At 71.1% G+C, this 14,272-nt stretch carries 18 protein-coding genes; 13 read left to right on the top strand and 5 right to left on the bottom strand.

The genetic code is table 11. The features are described 5' to 3' along the window. Positions 1–13: 13 nt before the first annotated feature. Entirely contained in the window at positions 14–1,477 is a 1,464-nt protein-coding gene (locus R2E43_RS27410; protein ID WP_011028191.1) for a hypothetical protein, read from the bottom strand. A 234-nt stretch (positions 1,478–1,711) separates the two neighbouring features. Between R2E43_RS27410 and lipB the strand changes: the two genes are divergently transcribed. The 4 genes from lipB to R2E43_RS27390 all read left to right on the top strand — a co-directional run bounded on the left by lipB (position 1,712) and on the right by R2E43_RS27390 (position 4,862). After that, positions 1,712–2,509, top strand: coding sequence for a lipoyl(octanoyl) transferase LipB (gene lipB / locus R2E43_RS27405; protein WP_003976622.1), 798 nt, complete (start codon positions 1,712–1,714; stop codon positions 2,507–2,509). A 154-nt stretch (positions 2,510–2,663) separates the two neighbouring features. Then, positions 2,664–3,617: a lipoyl synthase gene (gene lipA, locus R2E43_RS27400; RefSeq protein ID WP_003976621.1), complete on the top strand. Its 954-nt coding sequence runs from the start codon at positions 2,664–2,666 to the stop codon at positions 3,615–3,617. Between the two features lie 244 nt (positions 3,618–3,861). Further along, positions 3,862–4,077, top strand: a complete 216-nt coding sequence (locus R2E43_RS27395) for an SCO2195 family GlnR-regulated protein (RefSeq protein WP_003976620.1) — start codon at positions 3,862–3,864, stop codon at positions 4,075–4,077. An 80-nt stretch (positions 4,078–4,157) separates the two neighbouring features. Next, entirely contained in the window at positions 4,158–4,862 is a 705-nt protein-coding gene (locus R2E43_RS27390) for a DUF4191 domain-containing protein (RefSeq protein WP_003976619.1), read from the top strand. Between the two features lie 110 nt (positions 4,863–4,972). On the opposite strand, the gene R2E43_RS27385 is transcribed toward R2E43_RS27390, so the two are convergent. Continuing rightward, positions 4,973–5,440 (bottom strand): RDD family protein, encoded by a 468-nt coding sequence (locus R2E43_RS27385; protein WP_003976618.1) that lies wholly within the window; start codon positions 5,438–5,440, stop codon positions 4,973–4,975. Between the two features lie 220 nt (positions 5,441–5,660). On the opposite strand from R2E43_RS27385, the gene glnA reads away from it, so the two are divergent. Then, positions 5,661–7,070, top strand: a complete 1,410-nt coding sequence (gene glnA, locus R2E43_RS27380; protein ID WP_003976617.1) for a type I glutamate--ammonia ligase — start codon at positions 5,661–5,663, stop codon at positions 7,068–7,070. 30 nt (positions 7,071–7,100) lie between these two features. Here glnA and R2E43_RS27375 read toward each other — a convergent pair whose 3' ends face one another. Both R2E43_RS27375 and R2E43_RS27370 read right to left on the bottom strand, forming a co-directional pair. After that, on the bottom strand, positions 7,101–8,183 hold the full coding sequence (locus tag R2E43_RS27375) for a tyrosine-type recombinase/integrase (RefSeq protein ID WP_332056676.1): 1,083 nt from the start codon (positions 8,181–8,183) through the stop codon (positions 7,101–7,103). Next, the gene (locus R2E43_RS27370; RefSeq protein ID WP_332056675.1) at positions 8,152–8,715 is read right to left on the bottom strand and encodes a helix-turn-helix domain-containing protein; all 564 of its coding nucleotides are present in this window, start codon (positions 8,713–8,715) and stop codon (positions 8,152–8,154) included. Before R2E43_RS27370 ends, R2E43_RS27375 begins: the two co-directional genes overlap by 32 nt. Positions 8,716–8,833: 118 nt before the next feature. Between R2E43_RS27370 and R2E43_RS27365 the strand changes: the two genes are divergently transcribed. The 7 genes from R2E43_RS27365 to R2E43_RS27335 all read left to right on the top strand — a co-directional run bounded on the left by R2E43_RS27365 (position 8,834) and on the right by R2E43_RS27335 (position 12,943). Next, positions 8,834–9,028 (top strand): helix-turn-helix transcriptional regulator, encoded by a 195-nt coding sequence (locus R2E43_RS27365; protein ID WP_332056674.1) that lies wholly within the window; start codon positions 8,834–8,836, stop codon positions 9,026–9,028. Beyond that, positions 9,025–9,327, top strand: a complete 303-nt coding sequence (locus R2E43_RS27360) for a hypothetical protein (protein ID WP_332056673.1) — start codon at positions 9,025–9,027, stop codon at positions 9,325–9,327. Before R2E43_RS27365 ends, R2E43_RS27360 begins: the two co-directional genes overlap by 4 nt. Beyond that, complete coding sequence (locus tag R2E43_RS27355; protein ID WP_332056672.1) at positions 9,324–9,698, top strand: hypothetical protein; 375 nt, start codon at positions 9,324–9,326, stop codon at positions 9,696–9,698. The genes R2E43_RS27360 and R2E43_RS27355 overlap by 4 nt, the downstream gene beginning before the upstream one ends. Further along, entirely contained in the window at positions 9,695–11,569 is a 1,875-nt protein-coding gene (locus R2E43_RS27350) for an ATP-binding protein (protein WP_332056671.1), read from the top strand. The genes R2E43_RS27355 and R2E43_RS27350 overlap by 4 nt, the downstream gene beginning before the upstream one ends. 402 nt (positions 11,570–11,971) lie before the next feature. Then, positions 11,972–12,163 (top strand): hypothetical protein, encoded by a 192-nt coding sequence (locus R2E43_RS27345; RefSeq protein WP_332056670.1) that lies wholly within the window; start codon positions 11,972–11,974, stop codon positions 12,161–12,163. Next, on the top strand, positions 12,156–12,698 hold the full coding sequence (locus R2E43_RS27340; protein WP_332056669.1) for a hypothetical protein: 543 nt from the start codon (positions 12,156–12,158) through the stop codon (positions 12,696–12,698). Before R2E43_RS27345 ends, R2E43_RS27340 begins: the two co-directional genes overlap by 8 nt. Further along, positions 12,698–12,943 carry a hypothetical protein gene (locus tag R2E43_RS27335; protein ID WP_332056668.1) on the top strand — a complete coding sequence of 82 codons (246 nt, stop codon included), beginning with the start codon at positions 12,698–12,700 and terminating at the stop codon, positions 12,941–12,943. The genes R2E43_RS27340 and R2E43_RS27335 overlap by 1 nt, the downstream gene beginning before the upstream one ends. A gap of 534 nt (positions 12,944–13,477) precedes the next feature. Here the strand turns inward: R2E43_RS27335 and R2E43_RS27330 are convergent. Beyond that, on the bottom strand, positions 13,478–13,744 hold the full coding sequence (locus tag R2E43_RS27330; RefSeq protein WP_332056667.1) for a GntR family transcriptional regulator: 267 nt from the start codon (positions 13,742–13,744) through the stop codon (positions 13,478–13,480). 161 nt (positions 13,745–13,905) lie between these two features. Between R2E43_RS27330 and R2E43_RS27325 the strand changes: the two genes are divergently transcribed. Next, positions 13,906–14,103, top strand: a complete 198-nt coding sequence (locus R2E43_RS27325; protein WP_332056666.1) for a hypothetical protein — start codon at positions 13,906–13,908, stop codon at positions 14,101–14,103. The last annotated feature ends 169 nt before the right edge of the window (positions 14,104–14,272 follow it).

Genomic DNA, 14,272 nt, shown 5'->3' with positions numbered 1-14,272 from the left:
GCCGGCGCCGCCGCTACCCCAGGGCGGCGACCTTGTCCCGGTACCCCCGGACCGGGGCGGCGTCCCGGTACGGCTCCAGGCGGCGCTCGAAGTCGCGGACGTACTCCGCGGCGCGCACCGAGCGCATCTCGGCCGCCTGCCCCGCCGCCTCGGCGGCCAGCTGGCAGGCCTGGTCGAGCTCGCCGAGGCCGAGCCGGGCGGTGGCGAGGACGACCCGGCAGAAGAGCCGGCTGCGGGCGTAGACGGGGGCGCGCAGTTGCAGCGAGCGTTCCGCGTGCTGGGCGGCGGCGCGGAACTGCTGCAGGTCGCGGTGGCAGTGCCCGAACTCGTCGGCGAGCTGCGCCTCGTCGAAGAAGCGCGCCCAGTGCGGCACCTCGTCGCCGGGCCGGGCGGCCTCCAGCGCCCGCTCGGCCCGCACCAGGGCCGCGGTGCAGGCCCGCACCTCGCCGAGCAGGCCGTGCGCCCGCGCCTCGGCGGCGTGCAGCAGGGTCTGCACGACCGGCGGCGCGGAGGTCCCCACGCCCTGCTGCGCCACCCGCGCGAGCTGCACGGCCTCGCGCCCGTGGCCGAGGTAGACGGCCTGCCGGCTCATGGTGACCAGCACGTACGAGCCGTACGCCCGGTCCCCGGCCGCCTGCGACAGCCGCAGCGCCTGCACGAAGTAGCGCTGGGCGAGGCCGTGCGCGGCGATGTCGTACGAGGTCCAGCCGGCGAGCCGGGTCAGGTCGGCGGCGGCGGCGAAGAGGCGGCGGCCGGTCTGCTCGCCGTAGGTGCCGCGCAGCATCGGTTCCAGTTCGTGCTCCAGGTAGCGCACGAGGGCCTGGCGGGCGTGTCCGCCTCCGTAGCGGTCGTCGAGGCTGCGGAACAGCTCGCCGACGGAGCGCAGCGCGGCGAGGTCGCCCCCGCTGACCTTCTGGCCGGGGCCGCGCTCGGCCGGGGCCCGGCGCCTGGACGGGTCGAGCGGGACGGCGAGCCGCGGGGTCGCCGGGCGGCCCTGCGCGGGGATGCGGACCGGCACCTCGGCGCGGGCCACCTTCTCGTCGGGGCGGCCGATCAGCCAGTCGCGGCTGGGTACGACGAGCCCGGCCGGGGTGAAGGCGATCTTCCGCAGCTCGGCGTGGCTGCCGGAGTCCTTGCGCCACAGCCCGCCGACGATGTCGACCGCCTCCTCCGGGCTCCCGGCGAACTCCAGGCCCGCGTAGACGGGCGCGCAGGCGTCCAGGCCGAGGTCCTGGGCGGTCAGGCGGCGGCCCAGGCGCCGGGTGAAGACCTCGGCGATCAGGGCCGGGGTGGTGCCGCGGGGCTGCTGACCGCGCAGCCACCGGGTGACGGACGTCTTGTCATATCTCAGGTCCAGGCCGTGTTCGAGTCCGAGCTGGTCGACGCGACGCGCGAGACCCGCGTTCGAGAACCCCGCTTCGGCGATGAGCGCGGCGAGCTGGCGGTTGGGGGTGCGCTGCGCGGGTCGTTCCGTCATGGTGCGGTGCGGTCTCCTGCCTTCCGGGCGTTCGATTGCCCGGAGCGCCTGTGAGCAGCCCTTATGGCCTCGTGAACGGCGTGAATGTAGCGGAGAGTAAGCACCCGATCGCACAATTCGCCCGGCATTCATCCGATCGTGTGAGAATTGCCCGCCCGGCTGACGACGCGCGGACGGTCGTACAGTGGCGTGGGCACGCTTCGTGCCTTACGACCTTGCAGGGAGGCACGTGCCGTGAGTGAGCTGCGCTTCGTCCGGATGGGGTTCGGTGCCGATCGCGTCGAGTACCAGGAGGCGTGGGACGAACAGCGCCGGGTGCACGCCGCGCGGTTCGTCGACGAGGTCCCCGACACCGTGCTGCTCCTCGAACACCCCCCGGTCTACACCGCCGGCCGGCGCACCGAGGACAGCGAGCGTCCGCTGGACGGCACCCCGGTGATCGACGTGGACCGCGGCGGCAAGATCACCTGGCACGGCCCGGGCCAGCTGGTGGGCTACCCCATCCAGAAGCTCCCGCGCCCGGTCGACGTGGTGGCCCACGTCCGCCGGCTGGAGGAGGCCCTGATCCGCACCTGCGCGGAGTTCGGCCTGGAGACCTCCCGAGTGGAGGGCCGCAGCGGTGTCTGGGTCCTCGGCGACCCGGTAGAGCAGCGCCCCGTGCTCGGCGGCCTCTCCCTGGACTTCGACCCCCGCCTGAGCGACGACGAGTTCGACCCCCGCCTCAACGGACCCGAGTACGCCCCGTCCAACGCGGGCCAGCGCCGCGAGGACCGCAAGATCGCCGCCATCGGCATCCGGGTCGCCAAGGGCGTCACGATGCACGGTTTCGCACTGAACGTGAACCCCGACAACAAGTGGTTCGACAAGATCATCCCCTGCGGCATCCGCGACGCGGGCGTCGCCTCCCTGGCGAACGAACTCGGCCGCGACGTGACCATCGAGGAGGTCCTCCCGGTCGCCGAACGCCACCTGAGGGACGTCCTGGAGAACGCGGAACTCAAGCCCCGGGTCATCGAGAAGACACCGGCATAAATCCAGCCTGTCCGGCGTTTGGGGACAAGGCCCGTTCAGGGCCGAAGCGGGGGCCTGGGGGCGGCAGCCCCCAGAGCCAGCACCCTCGCCGGGCATTCAAATCCACGGGCGTACGCTTAAAGGCGCCGAAGAATCAAACGCTAGGGAGCCGGTCGTGTCCGCAGTCGCACCCGACGGACGCAAGATGCTGCGCCTGGAGGTCCGCAACAGCCAGACCCCCATCGAGCGCAAGCCCGAGTGGATCAAGACCCGGGCGAAAATGGGCCCCGAATACACCAAGATGCAGAACCTCGTGAAGAGCGAGGGCCTGCACACGGTCTGCCAGGAAGCCGGCTGTCCCAACATCTACGAGTGCTGGGAGGACCGCGAGGCGACCTTCCTCATCGGCGGCGACCAGTGCACCCGGCGCTGCGACTTCTGCCAGATCGACACCGGCAAGCCCGAGGCGCTCGACCGCGACGAGCCGCGCCGCGTCGGCGAGTCCGTGGTCACCATGGACCTGAACTACGCCACCATCACCGGCGTCGCCCGCGACGACCTCCCCGACGGCGGCGCGTGGCTGTACGCGGAGACGGTGCGCCAGATCCACGAGCAGACCGCCGGCCGCGAGGCCGGCCGCACCAAGGTCGAGCTGTTGGCCCCGGACTTCAACGCCGTTCCGGAGCTGCTCCGGGAGGTCTTCGAGTCCCGCCCCGAGGTCTTCGCGCACAACGTCGAGACCGTCCCGCGGATCTTCAAGCGCATCCGCCCGGGCTTCCGCTACGAGCGCTCCCTGAAGGTGATCACCGACGCCCGCGACTTCGGCCTGGTCACCAAGTCGAACCTGATCCTCGGCATGGGCGAGACCCGCGAGGAGATCAGCGAGGCGCTGAAGCAGCTGCACGAGGCCGGCTGCGAGCTGATCACCATCACGCAGTACCTGCGCCCGTCCGTGCGCCACCACCCGGTGGAGCGCTGGGTCAAGCCGCAGGAGTTCGTCGAGCTGAAGGAGGAGGCCGAGCAGATCGGCTTCTCCGGCGTGATGTCGGGCCCTCTGGTCCGCTCGTCGTACCGGGCCGGACGGCTCTACGGAATGGCCATGGAGCAGCGCCGGTCCGCCACCGTGTGAAGTCCCGCACAAGTCACTACTGGCCAGTAACGGCCGATACGCCGCGGCTCCGACCGTCCTCGCTGATGAGGGCACCGGTCGGGGCCGCGAGTCCGTTCCAGGACCCGGCGACGCGACTTCATGTGCGTTTGACCGGCGGGTCACGCCCTGGTAACACCAATCAGTGACCCTGGAATCACAGCACGTACACCATCACGTACACCCGTCTCCGTACCCGGAGCCGTACCGAGGGGGGACCTCCACGATGCAGGCCGCGCCCGTTCGCCCCACCACCGTCCGCGCCACCGCCATCCCGTCGTTCACCACCGCCCTGCGGGCCGTCGAGTCGCTGCTGATGAGCGGCGGCCAGCGCACCGCCCGGCGCAACGCCTGGAACTCCGTCCTGGAGGACCGTCGCCGCGCCAAGGACCGGATCGAGACCGAGCGCGCGCTGCGGCAGTCCGTCGCCGGCCGCCCCTGACCGCGTCCCGCCCGCCCCCCGACGGGCACGGCCGGGCACTGCCGTCGTCGGCGCTTTCGGGGACACGTAGACTTCGTGCCATGGCGAGGAAGGAACCTGCAGCGGACGCTGCGAATCCCGGGCGACTGAAGCAGATCGCTCTGACCTACAAGATGACCCGCAAGGCCGACAAGAAGATCGGTCTTGTGCTCGCGGGTGTCGGCATCGTCGTCTTCGGTGTCCTCCTCGCGATCGGTTTCTGGATCGGTCACCCCATCTATCTCGGCATCCTGGGCCTGCTGCTCGCCTTCCTCGCGACGGCGATCGTCTTCGGGCGCCGGGCCGAGCGGGCGGCCTTCGGGCAGATGGAGGGACAGCCCGGCGCCGCGGCGGCCGTGCTGGACAACATCGGCCGGGGCTGGACGACGACCCCCGCGGTGGCGATGAACCGCAACCAGGACGTGGTGCACCGCGCGGTCGGCAAGGCCGGCATCGTGCTGGTCGCGGAGGGCAACCCGAACCGGGTGAAGTCACTGCTGGCGGCCGAGAAGAAGAAGATGAACCGCATCGTCGCCGACGTCCCCGTGCACGACCTGCTCGTGGGCACCGGCGAGGGGCAGGTCGAGCTGAAGAAGCTGCGCACGACCATGCTCAAGCTCCCCCGCGTCCTGAGCGGCCCGCAGGTCACCGTGACCAACGACCGGCTGCGCGCCCTGGGCGACCTGATGAGCAACATGCCGCTGCCGAAGGGCCCGATGCCGAAGGGCATGCGGATGCCCCGCGGCGGCAACCCCAAGCAGCGCTGACCCGCAGGACTCCGGAACGCCGGTACGGCGAGGGGGGCGGCCCGATCACTCGGGCCGCCCCCCTCGCCGTACCGGCGTCGTACCGCGCGAGACGTGCGGCGCGCGGCGGGTCAGATCCGGACTTCCACGGTGCGCGCCAGCCGGTCGTGCAGGCCCCGGCCGTCGCGGTCCCAGATCAGGGCCGGGAGGGCGAGGCACAGCAGGACCGAGCGGAGCAGGGCGCGCAGCGGGCTGGGGCGGCCGGTGGCGAGGTCCACGACGCGCAGGCCGAACAGGCGCTTGCCCGGGGTGAAGCCGACCGTGCCGACGGTCAGCACGCTCAGCACGAAGAAGATCAGCAGGGCCCAGTTGCTCGCCGTCTGCCCGTAGCTGCCCGTGATCAGGCCGTATGCGATCAGGGAGCACAGGGCCCAGTCGACGGCCAGGGCGCCGAGCCGCCTGCCCGGGCGGGCGATCGAACCCGGTCCCTCCTCGGGCAGGCCGAGCTGTTCGCCGCGGTGTCCGAAGTCGGCGCCGGCCTCTTCCACGGCCGCGCGGGGGCCGGAGAGCCACGATCCGATTGCTTGCCTGTTGTCCACCCGAACACGGTACTGCGCCCGTATACGTACCGGGAAAGGCGGGGTGTGCGGGCCCCCGATCCGGCCTAGGCTGGGGAGGGAGCCGGTTAACTTCTGCGAAACAAATGGGTCACGCCCGAGAAATCACCCGTCCCTAGGGTCGAGGAAGCGTGTGCCACCCGCACTGGCCGCACGAACGATCTACCAACCCGGCGGGACGGTCGGGAGTAGGAGGAGCTGGATGTTCCAGAACGCCGACGACGTCAAGAAGTTCATCGCGGACGAGGACGTCAAGTTCGTCGATGTCCGGTTCTGCGACCTGCCGGGCGTCATGCAGCACTTCACGCTGCCCGCCACGGCGTTCGACCCCGACGCCGAGCAGGCCTTCGACGGATCCTCGATCCGCGGCTTCCAGGCCATCCACGAGTCGGACATGTCCCTGCGCCCCGACCTGTCCACCGCGCGCGTCGACCCGTTCCGCCGGGACAAGACCCTCAACATCAACTTCTTCATCCACGACCCGATCACGGGCGAGCAGTACTCCCGCGACCCGCGGAACGTGGCGAAGAAGGCCGAGGCGTACCTGGCCTCCACGGGCATCGCCGACACGGCGTTCTTCGGTCCCGAGGCCGAGTTCTACGTCTTCGACTCCGTCCGCTTCGCCACCCGCGAGAACGAGTCCTTCTACCACATCGACTCCGAGGCCGGCGCCTGGAACACCGGTGCGCTGGAGGACAACCGCGGTTACAAGGTCCGCTACAAGGGCGGCTACTTCCCGGTCCCGCCGGTCGACCACTTCGCCGACCTGCGCGCCGAGATCTCCCTGGAGCTGGAGCGGTCCGGCCTCCAGGTCGAGCGCCAGCACCACGAGGTGGGCACCGCGGGCCAGGCGGAGATCAACTACAAGTTCAACACGCTGCTCGCGGCCGCGGACGACCTCCAGCTCTTCAAGTACATCGTGAAGAACGTGGCCTGGAAGAACGGCAAGACGGCGACCTTCATGCCGAAGCCGATCTTCGGTGACAACGGCTCGGGCATGCACGTCCACCAGTCGCTGTGGTCGGGCGGCGAGCCGCTCTTCTACGACGAGCAGGGCTACGCCGGCCTGTCGGACACCGCCCGCTACTACATCGGCGGCATCCTCAAGCACGCCCCGTCGCTGCTGGCCTTCACCAACCCGACGGTGAACTCGTACCACCGCCTGGTGCCGGGCTTCGAGGCGCCGGTGAACCTGGTGTACTCGCAGCGCAACCGCTCGGCCGCGATGCGGATCCCGATCACGGGCTCGAACCCGAAGGCCAAGCGCGTCGAGTTCCGCGCCCCGGACGCCTCCGGCAACCCGTACCTGGCGTTCTCGGCGCTGCTGCTGGCGGGCCTGGACGGCATCAAGAACAAGATCGAGCCGGCCGAGCCGATCGACAAGGACCTCTACGAGCTGGCTCCCGAGGAGCACGCGAACGTGGCGCAGGTCCCGACCTCGCTGGGCGCGGTCCTCGACCGCCTGGAGGCCGACCACGAGTTCCTGCTCCAGGGCGACGTGTTCACGCCGGACCTGATCGAGACGTGGATCGACTTCAAGCGCGCCAACGAGATCGCGCCGCTGCAGCTGCGTCCGCACCCGCACGAGTTCGAGATGTACTTCGACGTGTGATCGGCTCACCGGGGGTGACCAGGGATGTTCTCATTCCGGGTCACCCCCGGTCCGCACAGAGTCCGCAAGACTAACGATCTTGCCGTTCATGGCGCGCTCGACTGCGGTCCGCGTCGACTCGTCGGAGTCGGGCCACAAGTGCCCGTAGGTGTCGAGCGTCGTCTTCGCCGAGGCGTGCCGCAGCCGGTGCTGCACGACCTTGACGTCCGCGCCGGACGCGATGAGCAGCGACGCGTAGAAGTGCCGCAGGTCGTGGAAGCGGAACCCCGCTGGCAGACCGGTGACCTTCCCCCGGATGCGCCGCATCTCCCGCTCGACCTGCCACGGCCCGAGCTGGGCGCCGTCCTCGTCGACCAGGACGTGCGCGCGGTCCGCGCACAGCGGCTTCAGCACCGTGACGAGACTGTCCGGGATCGGTACCGTCTCCCCGCTCATCTCCGTCTTCAGCGGCGCCGCCGGGTACTGCACCGCCGGCGTGATGGCACGGCCCTCGAGGTCGACGTCCTGCGGCCGTAGCCCGCACGCCTCCGCCGTCCGCAGACCGACGAACGCGCCCAGCAGCAGCGCCGGACGGAACGGCGCGCCTGCCCGCTCGTACAGCTCCCACAGCTGCGCCTCGGTCGCGACGTAGGCCCGCGGCTTGCCCGCGCCCGGCGACGTCCGCCGCGAGCACGGATTCGCCGGCACCTTCCGGTCGATGACCGCGTCCTGCATCACCTGCGACAGGCGGGAGTGCAGCGCGAACAGGTACGACGCCGAACGCCCCTCGTTCCGCAGGCGCGCGAGCCAGGCCCGGACCATGGACGGCTGCACCGCCGTGAGCGGCAGCGGCCCGAACTCCTGCCGGATGCGCGCCAGATGCACGCGGGCCTGCCGCACGGTGGACGGCCGGTTCGAGGCGTAGCCCTCAAGCCAGGTGTCGCACCACTCGTCGACCGTGGTCTTCCGGGCCTGCGGGTCGACGTACTGGCCGGTGACGATGCTCGCCGTCTCCTCGTCGAGCCACCGCTGCCCGTCGACCTTCCGCTCGAAGTGCCGCGCGTGCTCGCGGCCGGCCGCGTCCCGGTAGCGGGCGCGCCATTTACCGTTCGGGCGCTTCTTCAGGCTCGCCACCGTGCCCCCTTCCGACGATGTCGGGGTTGCCGTAGCCGCCGTATCCGGCGCGTGCCCACTTGTGCAGGTCCCCGATGGGGGCGTCCGGGTCGGCGTCCTTACTGACCAGGACCCATCGGTGCCCCCATTCCCAGGCCGGCACTTCCGAGAAGAAGGTGCGCAGGTCCGTACCGGGGAGGTTGGCCAGTCCGCGGATCCACGCGCGGGCCTGGTAGCGCGGAACGGTCTCACCGGGCGTTACGTCGTAGGGGAGCGCGGCCTGGTCGTCCGCGTCGGGCCCTGGCACTTCCGGCTCGATGAGCAGATGCACCGGGGCGACGTCGAGGACGCGGGCGAGGGCCAGCCATTCGACCAGGGTCACGTTCTGCCGGCGCCCCGTTTCGAGTTTCGTCACGGTCGCGCGGTCCCACGGCACCCCGACGTCCCGGAGTCGGTCGGCGAGTTGCTGCGCTGTGATCTCGCGGCGGGAGCGTACCTGCCGCACCCGGCGGGCTAGGACGTCGACCGGGGCCGACGGGCTTGGATGTTCCATGAGGGAACCATATGAGCACGTTGCGGAACACGCAAGCGTCGTGCATCATCGGGCTTACTCGGAACTCTCATGGCACCTGATGTGCCATTGAAGAACATTCGGTACTCAGGGAGATCGCATGTCCCGTCGCCCACTCGCCACCCTCGAACAGATCGCCGCGTTCACCGGCCTGCCGAAACGCACTCTCTACGACCAGCGGCACCGCGGTGTCGGCGTCGGCGCGCTCGCCTTCAAGGTCGGCACGCAACTCCGCTGGGACTGGGCAGACGTCGACGCCTGGGTCACCCAGCAGAAGGGGCAGGCCGCGGCATGAGCGCAAAGAAGAACGCCCCGGCGGCAACCGGGGCGCACAACGACCAGCAGGCGGGCGGGTCTGAAGCCACTGTAGCGACCGGCGACCCGATCGCGCTCTGCCGCGCGAAGGACACCCGCACCATCGGCGGCGGGCACGTGTGGCTCCTCGTCGTCCGACGCTGCCCGCACTGCCGCCGCTCGCACACCCACGGCGGCGGCTCCGGCGACGAACCGTTCTACGGCCACCGCACAGCCCACTGCACCACCGCACGCCCGGGCGCCGGCTACTGGCTCCAGCCCGCCGAGGAGCCCCAGTGAACGCCGACGACATGACCACGCTGTGGGCAGAGCAGCAGGTAACCAACCTCCTGCCGGACGACGTCGCCGTACCGGTCTACGGCACGCGCGAGTGGCTGCTGCTCCCCGCCGGTGACGCACGGAAGGCCGCCGCCCTGATCACGGCCGCCGAGATGTGGCGCCGCTACGGCGACGAGCAGGCCCTCCTCGACTGGTTCCGCGAAGCGCACCGCGCCCGCCCGGCCATCGCCGACCGCAGGACGCGCGCCGAACTGGACGCCGCAGCAAAGCCGCATCCCCCGCACCAGCTGCGAGCCACGCCCGGCTGGCCGCCGATCGCCGTCCCCGGCCAGCCCGGCCGCTATCTCGTCGCCCAGGAGACCGCCGCATGACGACTGACAACCTCGCCCAGCAGCTCACGGGCGGCCCCATGGACGCTGATGACGACCCGTTGGCGTACATCCCCGACGACGGCCCCGCCGAGGACGACGACAAGAAGGGCCGCGGACCCTCGCAGGCCGCCCAGCTCGTCGCCATCGCCCGCAAGCGGTACGAACTGTTCATGTCCGAGGACGGCCGCCCCTACGGCGTGAAGACCGACGGCGCGAACATCGCCCTCCCGCTCCGCGGAAAGGCCGGCCTGCGCTCCCAGCTCGCCCGCATCTACAACGACGAGCACAAGGGCGCCGTGCCGTCGCAGGGCGCCCTTTCCGACGCCATGACCGTGCTGGAAGGCGTCGCCCAGGACGCCGACCCGCGCGTCCCGCACGTCCGCGTGGCCCGGGACGGCGCCCGCATCGTCGTCGACCTAGCGGACGCCGACGGCCGGTGCGTCGTCATCCGCCCGGACGGGTGGGAGCGCGTCGCCCGCTCCCCCGTCCTCTTCCGCCGCTCCGGCGCCATGAAGCCGTTGCCCGCGCCGGTCCGCGACGGCGACGGCCTGGCCAAGCTGCAAGCACTGCTCAACACCGACGAGGACGGGTTCCGTCTCCTCGTCGCGTGGCTCGTCGCCACGTTCATTCCCGACCTGCCGCACCCCATCCTCACGTTCCGGGGCGAGCAGGGCACCGGAAAGTCGTACTCCGCGAAGATGGTCATCGGCATCGTCGACCCATCCGGGGCGCCGAAGCGCACCGCGCCGCGGGACGTGAAGTCGTGGGCTACGCAGGCGTTCAACTCGTGGGCGCTGTGCCTGGACAACGTGTCGATCATCCCGGATTGGCTGTCCGACGCACTGTGCCGCGCGGTCACCGGTGACGGCATCGTCGACCGCGCCCTGTACACCGACGACGATGTCGTCGTCCTCGAGTTCCGCCGCGTCCTCGCCATGACGACGATCGACGCGGGCGCGCTCGCCGGGGACCTGGCCGAGCGGCTGCTGACCATCGAACTGCACACCATCCCGGACCGCCGGCGCCGTGAGGAAGCCGAGTTGGACGCGGCCTACGCCGAAGCGCACGCGTCCATCCTGGCCTCGCTGTTCGATCTCCTCGCCGACGTCCTGGCCGTCCTGCCCGACGTGCAACTGGCCGAACGCCCGCGCATGGCCGACTTCGCACGCGTCCTCGCCGCGGTCGACAAGGTCAAGGGATGGAACACCCTGGACAGCTACAAGGCGACCGCCCGCGACGCGGTGGCCGACGTCCTGGACGGCGAGCCGTTCGCCCAGGCCGTCGTGGCGCTCGTCGACCGCGCGGGCGCCGACGGCATCACCCTGACCGCCTCCGAGTTGCTGGAGCGGGTGCCCGCTCCCGAGCGGCTGCCGAAGAAGTGGCCGAAGGATCCGACGCGCGCCGGCGGACAGCTCAAGCGGCTCGCCCCGGTGCTGCGGTCGATCGGTATCGAGGTGGACGACAGCAAGCGCACCCCGGACGCGAAGCGTAAGCGCCTGTACACGCTGACCGCGCTTGCGGAGAGAAGGTACGAGACAGCGTCCGCAGCGTCCGCAACCGACCCCGGCACGGTGTCTGACCAGGGGAAACAGGGTGGACGCTGGGGGGTGGACGCTAGCGTCCGCAACCCGACCGGGCCGGACGCTGCGGACGCTGCACCGGACGCTACGAACGTTGCAGCGTCCGGTGTGCTCACCCTGCCTGACCAGGGTGAACGCCAGCGTGCGGACGCTGCGGACGCTGCGGACGCTGGAATGCAGCCACTCTCCGGCCCGAACGTCGGCCCGTGCGTCCAGTGCCGCAAGCCCACCATCCGCTACGGCCAGCACGGCGCACCCCGCTGCCCCGACTGCCGCACCACCACCCCCTGACCCCCTGGGAGGCCCCTGTGCCCACTGCCCGCGTCGCGCTCTGTCCGGCCTGTCGATGCGAACGCGTCACCCGACGAGTCGGCGGCGCCACTGTCCATGGTCAGCCGCAAGATCTCGTGCAATGCCCCGACCCCGCATGCGAACTCATATGGGCAGTCCGACCCGACCACACCCCCCGCCTACGGGCCGCCTGACCACACACACCACGCCGCTTGGCCTGCGACACGTCGTCGCAGGTCAGCGGCGTTTTTGGTGAGCGCTCAATCCCTACCCCGCGCCCCCCTGCCTTTTTTCTCTCCCCGGACCGATCGCGACGGGGTGATCATGGCGGGCGCCGTGCCGGTGCACACCTGTGCACCCGTTCGCCTCCCGCGTGCCGCCTACCCGAGTACAATTCACCACATGATGAATTACTCCGGTGCGTGCGCTCAGTGCGGCCGGTCGCTGCCCGCCCGGTCCGGCCCCGGCCGGCCTCGCCGGTACTGCGGCCGGCGGTGCAGCAGCGCGGCGGAGCGGGAGCGGATGGCGCGCCGGCTGCTGCTGGGCGCGCTCGTCGAGCAGCGGACGCTGAACGAGGAGGACGGGAATGGCTGAGGTACTGGTGACCCTGCAGGAGATCGCGACGGCGACGGGCCGGAAGGCGGACAAGGTCCGCGAGGAGTGCGCCGCCCTGGGCGTGACCGTGCGGGACGATTGGGCGGGGCGGCCGGCCGTCTCCGTGGACGACGCGCGAGGGCTGGCGTCGGGGTCGACGCGGCGGGCGCGGGAGCATGCGGACGAGCAGGCGCGGGTGAAGGCGGCGTGCAAGCAGTGGGTGGAGGACCGCAAGGCGGCCGCCATGGCCGGTGCGGACGCGGCCGAGGAGAAGGTGAAGCGGGGCGGGGTCCGGTCGTTCCTGCCGGGCGCGTTCGTGCGGCAGGGGGAGGTGTCCCCAGGCGAGATCCACGCGGCGCGCCGTGAGGGCTACCAGCATGCGGGGGCGCAGTTCGAGCGGCGCAACCGGCGGCCCGGCCCGTATGTCGGTCTGGTCTTCGTCGACGAGGGCGAGGAGGGCTCGCTGATGGCGTCCGCGGTGGGGGCGCTGCGCGGTCCGGCCAAGGCGCAGGCGCCGGTGCGGGAGGTGGCGTGATGGCTGGAGACGTCGAGCAGTCGGAGATCGGCCGCGGAATGGGTGTCTTCCCGACGGAGTGGGGGGTGCCCGCGGGAAGCCAGTTCTCCGAGGAGCGGAAGCGGTGGGTGGCGGCGCGGGTGCAGGAACACAGCTCCCTGCAGCGGCTGCGCCGCAAGGCCGCGTCGATGGCCTCGCGCAGCGGCGGGACGAGCGACGGTTCCGCCGCGCGGGCGCGGGTCGAACTGCTGGGCAAGCGCTGGTGATACGCGGATAGACTGACTCCTGGTCGACCGGGGCGCATACAGCACCGAACCGGTCGCCATGGGGTTGGAGGGGTCCGCCGGCAGTCCACCGGCGGGCCCTTTCGCTTGCCGTGCCCGTAGAGGGCCCCCGCTACGCCGGTAGCGGGGTGGGTAGTGCCCTCCGACCTGCGCGGTAGTGGGGGTAGAGGGGGTGCGGACGCCACCCCCGAAACCCGAAACTTCGCAGGCCAGCCCCGACACCGGGGGCGAAACCGGTTTCGGGTGGAGGCGATACCGGTTTCGCCTGACGTCGCCTGACGTCAGGGCTGGCCTGACACCCGTTGCCCTAGGCGGGAGCGGGTGTCACGGGGGCTGACGGCGGGCGTGACGTTGCCCTGACGTCAGCAGTGAGGCAGTGACTTTCCACTGGTTGCTTCACTTCGTCGGGTCACTGGCCGTGGCCTGCGGGAACGACCGCTTCAGTGACCCAGTGAGGTGGTCATGTCGCGGCCCGCCGAGGTGGTCATGCGGGCCTGCGGGCGGGGGCTCACTGCCTCACTCACTGGCTGGCGGATTCGCGGGGAGCGCGATCACGAACACGCCTTTCCCCTGCACCCCCTGCACCAGGCCCTCGTCGGCGAGCACCTCGAGGGCGGTCTTGATGGTGCGGCGCGAGACGGCGCCGCCCGTCTCCGCTTCCAGTTCGGACTGGGAGGGCAGGCGCCGGCCTACCGGAATCTGCCCGTGCCGGATGCGGTCGCGGAGCACGTTGGCGAGCTGCACGTACATCGGCGTCATGGCGTCCCGGTCCAGCTCGATCATGCTGTGACCGTAAGAGCGCCTCATGGGCTGGCATAGATCTGCCTAGGCCGTCCGAGGACGTACCAAGACGTACTAAGTTGCCGTACAGTCCCGGACACAGAGAGCCCCCGCGACCGCGCGAACGGCCCGGGGGCTGGCCGACGCTTCGAGGGAGCACCGACATGACCGAGAGTACGCAGAACGACGACGCCACCGACACCCCCATGAGTTACGGGTTCTGTTCGTGGCACAACCGCTTCGCCGCCGACGTGCGGCTGATCGTGGTCATCGAGCAGGGATCCGGGCCCGGCGGCGCGCAGTACGCGTGCCGCCCGTGCCGCGAGGAGCACCGCCTGGTGCCGTTCGCCGATCGGCCGTGACCGCCGAGCTGCCCGACGCCGCGTCGCTGCCTCGTGACCGCTACTCGGGGTGGGCGTGCGTCTGGTGCGGCGCCTCGCTCGCGGTGACGGGCGGGGTGTCCGCCGGCCGGGCACGGGGGCGGTCCGGTGTTCACGTCCTGGACGTCGAGGTGTACGAGTGCGCACCGAA

The sequence above is a fragment of the Streptomyces violaceoruber genome (assembly GCF_033406955.1).
GTDB classification, from domain to species: Bacteria; Actinomycetota; Actinomycetes; order Streptomycetales; family Streptomycetaceae; genus Streptomyces; species Streptomyces violaceoruber.
The sequence above is the reverse complement of the archived record's forward strand: the minus strand, read 5'-3'. Positions and strand labels throughout refer to the sequence as shown.

Coding starts and splice junctions, on each gene's coding strand:
- R2E43_RS27350 (WP_332056671.1), top strand. CDS start 9,695: ATGACGACTGACAACCTCGCCCAGCAGCTCACGGGCGGCCCCATGGAC.
- R2E43_RS27340 (WP_332056669.1), top strand. CDS start 12,156: ATGGCTGAGGTACTGGTGACCCTGCAGGAGATCGCGACGGCGACGGGC.
- R2E43_RS27325 (WP_332056666.1), top strand. CDS start 13,906: ATGACCGAGAGTACGCAGAACGACGACGCCACCGACACCCCCATGAGT.
- R2E43_RS27335 (WP_332056668.1), top strand. CDS start 12,698: ATGGCTGGAGACGTCGAGCAGTCGGAGATCGGCCGCGGAATGGGTGTC.
- R2E43_RS27395 (WP_003976620.1), top strand. CDS start 3,862: ATGCAGGCCGCGCCCGTTCGCCCCACCACCGTCCGCGCCACCGCCATC.
- glnA (WP_003976617.1), top strand. CDS start 5,661: ATGTTCCAGAACGCCGACGACGTCAAGAAGTTCATCGCGGACGAGGAC.
- R2E43_RS27370 (WP_332056675.1), bottom strand. CDS start 8,715: ATGGAACATCCAAGCCCGTCGGCCCCGGTCGACGTCCTAGCCCGCCGG.
- R2E43_RS27365 (WP_332056674.1), top strand. CDS start 8,834: ATGTCCCGTCGCCCACTCGCCACCCTCGAACAGATCGCCGCGTTCACC.
- R2E43_RS27410 (WP_011028191.1), bottom strand. CDS start 1,477: ATGACGGAACGACCCGCGCAGCGCACCCCCAACCGCCAGCTCGCCGCG.
- R2E43_RS27360 (WP_332056673.1), top strand. CDS start 9,025: ATGAGCGCAAAGAAGAACGCCCCGGCGGCAACCGGGGCGCACAACGAC.
- R2E43_RS27390 (WP_003976619.1), top strand. CDS start 4,158: ATGGCGAGGAAGGAACCTGCAGCGGACGCTGCGAATCCCGGGCGACTG.
- R2E43_RS27330 (WP_332056667.1), bottom strand. CDS start 13,744: ATGATCGAGCTGGACCGGGACGCCATGACGCCGATGTACGTGCAGCTC.
- R2E43_RS27345 (WP_332056670.1), top strand. CDS start 11,972: ATGATGAATTACTCCGGTGCGTGCGCTCAGTGCGGCCGGTCGCTGCCC.